This is a genomic window from Mycobacterium sp., assembly GCF_035697385.1.
Lineage (GTDB): Bacteria > Actinomycetota > Actinomycetes > Mycobacteriales > Mycobacteriaceae > Mycobacterium.
Map to the genome: position 1 here is coordinate 1 of NZ_DASSCY010000040.1, position 5,238 is coordinate 5,238.

The window sequence follows — 5,238 nt, forward strand, 5'->3', positions numbered from 1 at the left end:
CATGTGCGGGACGATCCCCAGCGTGCAGGCGAACGCGGCCACCAGGCTGGCCCGCCAGCCGCGCGAAATTCCGGCGGCAAGGGTGTACAGCACCCCTGCGCCGGGAGTCGCCACCACGACCAGCGTCGTCAGCAGGAACTCGGGCGTCACGGACTAACCGCTCTTACGGCGGAACTCCCGGCGATGCTCGGCAGGGCCGTGCGGAGTCGGCTGCTTGAGTCCGGCGTCCTTATGGTCGGCTGCGCTGGCCGTGCGGGCCTTCTTCCGTTCCAGCGCTTCGCGGAACTTGCGCTTGTTCTCGTCCTCGGGGGTTGCTTCCCGGGTCGCTTCGCTCCTGCCCTCCGGATTGGACGCCGCGTCTGATTCAGCCATGACCGCAGCGTATCGCTACCGCATCCCCGGCGGCATCCCATATACGTGCGAAATCGGCAATGTGAGCACAACGCGGCGGTCATCCACCATGGCCTGCCGGTAGTCGTCCCAGTCGGGATGCTCACCGGCGATATTGCGGTACAACGCAATCAGTTGCTCGACGGTGTCGTCGTCCGGCGAAGCCGCAGGCGGGGTGAGGAGCGCGTCGCCCTCGGCAACCGCGTATGCCCAGCCGTCGTCGGAGCTGACATGGATCGACGCCCGCGGGTCACGGCGCAGATTGCGGGTCTTGGCACGAGGCTCGGTGATCGAGACGGCGATCGTCAGACTGCGCGGGTCGAAATAGTAGGACACATTCGACAACTGCGGCCGTCCATCGCGCTTGATCGTGGCCAGCACGCCCAGCGAGTTCCCGCTGATCAGCGCCAACAGCTTGTCGTCGAATACGTGACGTCCCATGATCCGAGCCTACGTCGCTACGCTCGAGCCAATGGCTGCGATTGACGGCAACACCCTCGAGGGCGTCTCCGCCACCACGCTGTGGACCCTGCACAACCGCGGCACCGAAGCCAAGCGCTCCGATGGGGTGATCCGTGACCCGTGGGCGGTCACGCTGTTCGACGCGATCTCCTACGACTACCGCAAGTTCGGCAAGCCCAACCAGTCGCACGCACTGCGGGCACGCGCCTTCGATGCCGCGGCCCGCGACTACCTCACCGCCCACCCGAAGGCGTCGGTGGTGGCGCTCGCCGAGGGCTTGCAAACCAGCTTCTGGCGGCTCGACCGCGCTGGGGTCGCCAGCGAATTGACTTGGTACTCAGTGGATTTACCGCCAGTGATGGCGCTACGCGAACAGCTGCTGCCGCGCGATGACCGGATCGTCGAGGTGGCACAGTCGGCGCTTGACCGCAGCTGGATGGATCGGGTCGACGACACCGGCGGTGTGTTCATCACCGCTGAAGGCCTGCTGATGTATCTGGACCCCGGCGACGCGCTCGGGCTGATCCGCGATTGCGCGGCCCGCTTTCCCGGCGGACAGATGATGTTCGACTCGATCCCGCACTGGTTCAGCCAGCGCACGCTCAAGGGATTCGCGCTGTCCGACCGCTACACCACCCCGCCGATGCCGTTCGCGCTCACCGCCGATGAGGGCCTCGCGCTGGCCGAAACCGTTCCCGGTGTGCGCGCGGCACGCGATATCGCGCTGCCGCCGGGGAGGGGCATCTGGAAGCTGGGGGCGTGGCCGCCGCTGGACCGCATTGGCTTCGTGCGCCGCATCCGGCCCAGCGTCACGCTGCTGGAGTTCGGCTGACGGCACCGCTTCGCGTGGGACCATGTTGGATGTGACTCGCTTTGCGGCCTTTCTCCGAGGTGTGAACGTCGGCGGGGTCAACCTGAAGATGGCCGAGGTGGCCAAAGCATTCGAGGACGCCGGATTCACCAACGTCCGAACAATTTTGGCCAGCGGCAACGTGCTGCTTGAAAGCCGCCCCGGGGTGGACGCGGTGAGGAAGAAGGCCGAGAAGGCGTTGCGTGACACGTTCGATTACGACGCCTGGGTGCTCGCCTACCAGATCGACACCGTGGCCGCGATCTCCGAGAATTTCCCGTTCGAGCGCGAACGCGAGGGCCACCACTCGTACGTCACGTTCGTCACCGACGAGAAGGTGCTCGACGAACTTGCCGCGCTCGCCACGGACGCCGGCCCTCACGAGAAGATCCAACGTGGCGAGGGTGTCATCTACTGGCAGGTGCCCAACAAGAGCACGCTCGAGACCACCATGGGCAAGACGATGGGCAAGAAGCGCTACAAGTCGTCGACCACCACCCGCAACCTGCGCACGCTCGACAAAGTTCTGCGGTAGGTACATTCGGGCAGGTGAGTTCCACACCGACGGCGAAGGCGGACGGCACCGTCCTGACCGGCGTTTCCGAGACCGCGTTGATGACACTGCAGGTGCGGGCGCACGAAGCGCGCCGGCCAGATTCCATCCTCGACGACCCGATGGCGATCCAGCTGGCCGACTCCATCGACTATGACTTCGCCAAGTTCGGGTTCACCCGCCGCCAGGACATGGCCGTTCGGGCGTTGGCGTTCGACCAGCACGCACGCCGATACCTCGCCGACCACCCCAAGGCCACTGTCGTCGCCCTCGCGGAGGGTTTGCAAACCAGCTTCTATCGCCTGGACGCGGCTGGCGTCGGCGACCAATTCCGTTGGCTTACAGTCGATCTGCCGCCGATGATCGCGTTGCGCCGCAAGCTGCTCCCCCCGTCTGACCGGGTGCAAATGTGCGCTCAGTCCGCGCTCGACTTCAGCTGGATGGATGAGGTCGACACCAAACACGGCGTGTTCGTCACCGCCGAGGGGCTGCTGATGTACCTGCAGCCCGACGAAGCCTTGGGCCTGATCGCCGAGTGCGCCACACGGTTTCCCGGTGGGCAGATGATGTTCGACCTGCCGCCCGCGTGGTTCGCGGCGTGGGCGCGCCGCGGCATGCGAACCTCGCTGCGGTACAAGGTGCCGCCGATGCCGTTCAGCATGTCGGTGTCGCAGGCGGCAAACCTCGTCAACGACATCCCTGGCATTCGGGCCGTACACGATCTGCCGATGCCCGCCGGGCGCGGCAAAGTCCTCAACGCGCTGGTGTGGACGGTGCAGCGGATGCCGCTGTTCGACCCGGTGCGACCAGTGCTGACACTGCTGGAATTCGGTTAGCCGAACGCCGCGTCGATGTAATTCAGCGCCGCGGCCTTGTCGATTCCCAAGGCCCGGGCCGCCGACACAAAAGTGTGCGCCGCAGTCGCCATCGCGGCGTCGGCCGGGTCCGCCCGCGCGACGAAAGTGCCAAAACGACCGCGGGTTTCGAGGATTCCCGCCGACTCGAGCTCACGGTATGCGCGGGCGACCGTATTGACCGCCAGCTCGAGCTGGCCTGCCAGTTCCCGCACCGTCGGCAGCCGGGTGCCCGGTGGCAGCCTGCCGTCCCGGACGCCGTCGATGATCTGTGTTCTGAGCTGGTCAAAAAGGGGACTAGCAGCGCCAGCGTCGATGCGCACCCAATCCCCCAACTCGGCCACGTGCTTAGTATCACCTACACCCGCTACTTTGGTCATGTGCAAGTGACGGTCCTCAGCGGTGCGGGCATCTCGGCAGAAAGCGGTGTGCCGACGTTCCGCGACGTCGAAACGGGGCTGTGGGCCAAGGTCGACCCGTACGAGATCTCCAGTGCCGAGGGTTGGCAGGCCCACCCGGAGAAGGTGTGGGCGTGGTATCTGTGGCGCCACTACATGATGGGCTCGGTGCAGCCCAACAACGGCCACCTGGCCGTGGCGGCCTGGCAGGACTACGCCGACGTGCACGTCGTCACGCAGAACGTCGACAACCTGCATGAGCGGGCAGGAAGCAAGCGCGTCTACCACCTGCACGGCAGCTTGTTCGAATTCCGGTGTGACGTTTGCCAATCCGAATACCGCGACGAGCTGCCTGCGATGGACGAGCCGGTCACGGCGGTCGACCCGCCTCGGTGCTCCTGCGGTGGACTGATCCGGCCCAACGTCGTGTGGTTCGGCGAGGCGCTGCCCGACGACGCATGGCAGCGGTCGGTCGAGGCGGTCACCAACTCCGACGTGGTGATCGTGGTGGGCACGTCGTCGATCGTCTATCCCGCGGCGGGGCTGCCCGAATTGGCGTTGGCCAGGGGCACGGCGGTCATCGAGGTAAACCCGGAGCCGACTCCGCTGTCGCGTAGCGCCACCGTGACGGTGCGCGAGCCAGCGGCGACCGCGCTGCCGGGCCTGCTGCAGCGGCTACCCGCCCTGCTCGGTTAGCGATTTGTGGAGCCGCACCGGCGGTGAGCGCCGCCAGCACTCCACAAATCACGGTTTGACTGCCCTGCCGATCGCGAACTCGGCCACCGGAAGCGGCACCCAAGCCGGCATCGTCCATTCGCGCCGGGCCCCGGACACCTGGAATCCGGCCCCGACAATGCTCTCCTCGGTGTGCCGATGCGTGTGGCAATTGCCGAGCAGCCGCGGCCACAGCGTGGCGTCCGCGAACTTCTGCAGACGCTCGCGGGGTCCGCTGCTCGCGACGTGCTCCAGGTAGCGAAGCTCGCCGCCCGGCCGCAGCACCGAAAACAGTTGCCGCAGAACGCTATCGGGCTCGTAGACCGAACACAACACCAGCGAGCACACCACCGCGTCGAACGGCTCGCCTGCAGAGAACTGTTCGACGGTGTCGGTGCTGACGGTGACAGGAATCGGCGCGGTCTCGGCCGCTTTCTGCGCCAAGGCCGCCAGCCGCCGCTCGGGCTCGATGGCTACGACCTCACTGACCGCAGGCGGATAGAACGCGAAGTTGGTGCCGGTGCCGGCGCCGACTTCCAACACTCGTCCGGACAGGCCATCCAGGTTCTGCCGGCGCAGCCGCTGTATCGCCTCTGTCTCGTGTGCGGACAACACCGTCCACACCCTGGCGAAGAACGGATTATCGACGGTCTTGTTGCTCATCGGCCAGTCCCTTCAGCCGTGCCACAGTCTCCTGCGGTGACGATTTCGGCCCGATCATTCCCGCCACGATGTGCCCGATGCACACCGCCCTCAACACCCGGTCGGCGAACTCCTCGGCGTCGCCCCATGGCAGATACGGCCTCGACATGAGCAGGGCCGCCACGCCATGGGCCGCCGTCCACAACTCCAGCGCATACGCAGTGGGATCCCCGACCGGGTAGGTTCCCTCCGCCATCAACGACTCCACCGCGTTGCGCAGATGCACGAACGCCGAAGTGTTCAGCGTCATGTCCACATCGCTGTCGGGTCGGCCCTCCCCCATCGTGGCAATGCGGTACAGCTCAGGGGTTTTCA

At 66.2% G+C, this 5,238-nt stretch carries 9 protein-coding genes; 4 read left to right on the forward strand and 5 right to left on the reverse strand.

Features of this window, described 5'->3' with window-relative positions; all coding sequences use genetic code 11:
- Positions 1 to 153: 153 nt before the first annotated feature.
- A complete protein-coding gene (locus VFH65_RS03785) occupies positions 154 to 372 on the reverse strand; it encodes a DUF5302 domain-containing protein (RefSeq protein ID WP_353319799.1) in 219 nt (72 codons plus the stop codon).
- Positions 373 to 387: 15 nt separating this feature from the next.
- Complete coding sequence (locus tag VFH65_RS03790; RefSeq protein ID WP_353319800.1) at positions 388 to 831, reverse strand: PPOX class F420-dependent oxidoreductase; 444 nt, start codon at positions 829 to 831, stop codon at positions 388 to 390.
- Between the two features lie 31 nt (positions 832 to 862).
- Here VFH65_RS03790 and VFH65_RS03795 point away from each other — a divergent pair, with 31 nt between their 5' ends.
- From VFH65_RS03795 to VFH65_RS03805, 3 genes are read left to right on the forward strand one after another with little or no spacing between them, the layout of a single operon-like run.
- The gene (locus tag VFH65_RS03795) at positions 863 to 1,684 is read left to right on the forward strand and encodes a class I SAM-dependent methyltransferase (protein WP_353319801.1); all 822 of its coding nucleotides are present in this window, start codon (positions 863 to 865) and stop codon (positions 1,682 to 1,684) included.
- Positions 1,685 to 1,715: 31 nt separating this feature from the next.
- A complete protein-coding gene (locus tag VFH65_RS03800) occupies positions 1,716 to 2,237 on the forward strand; it encodes a DUF1697 domain-containing protein (protein ID WP_353319802.1) in 522 nt (173 codons plus the stop codon).
- Positions 2,238 to 2,251: 14 nt separating this feature from the next.
- Positions 2,252 to 3,091: a class I SAM-dependent methyltransferase gene (locus VFH65_RS03805; protein ID WP_353319803.1), complete on the forward strand. Its 840-nt coding sequence runs from the start codon at positions 2,252 to 2,254 to the stop codon at positions 3,089 to 3,091.
- Here the strand turns inward: VFH65_RS03805 and VFH65_RS03810 are convergent.
- Positions 3,088 to 3,453, reverse strand: a complete 366-nt coding sequence (locus tag VFH65_RS03810) for a GntR family transcriptional regulator (RefSeq protein ID WP_353319804.1) — start codon at positions 3,451 to 3,453, stop codon at positions 3,088 to 3,090. The genes VFH65_RS03805 and VFH65_RS03810 overlap by 4 nt on opposite strands.
- Positions 3,454 to 3,489: 36 nt before the next feature.
- Between VFH65_RS03810 and VFH65_RS03815 the strand changes: the two genes are divergently transcribed.
- Complete coding sequence (locus VFH65_RS03815; protein WP_353319805.1) at positions 3,490 to 4,203, forward strand: NAD-dependent deacylase; 714 nt, start codon at positions 3,490 to 3,492, stop codon at positions 4,201 to 4,203.
- A 48-nt stretch (positions 4,204 to 4,251) separates the two neighbouring features.
- Here VFH65_RS03815 and VFH65_RS03820 read toward each other — a convergent pair whose 3' ends face one another.
- Positions 4,252 to 4,884 (reverse strand): class I SAM-dependent methyltransferase, encoded by a 633-nt coding sequence (locus tag VFH65_RS03820; protein WP_353319806.1) that lies wholly within the window; start codon positions 4,882 to 4,884, stop codon positions 4,252 to 4,254.
- Positions 4,862 to 5,238 (reverse strand): TetR-like C-terminal domain-containing protein (locus VFH65_RS03825; protein WP_353319807.1); only part of this gene is annotated, 377 nt, incomplete at its 5' end. The genes VFH65_RS03820 and VFH65_RS03825, both read right to left, overlap by 23 nt.

Excerpts from the sequence above, each read along its gene's own strand:
- VFH65_RS03785 (WP_353319799.1), bottom strand. The coding sequence starts at position 372 with ATGGCTGAATCAGACGCGGCGTCCAATCCGGAGGGCAGGAGCGAAGCG.
- VFH65_RS03790 (WP_353319800.1), bottom strand. The coding sequence starts at position 831 with ATGGGACGTCACGTATTCGACGACAAGCTGTTGGCGCTGATCAGCGGG.
- VFH65_RS03795 (WP_353319801.1), top strand. The coding sequence starts at position 863 with ATGGCTGCGATTGACGGCAACACCCTCGAGGGCGTCTCCGCCACCACG.
- VFH65_RS03820 (WP_353319806.1), bottom strand. The coding sequence starts at position 4,884 with ATGAGCAACAAGACCGTCGATAATCCGTTCTTCGCCAGGGTGTGGACG.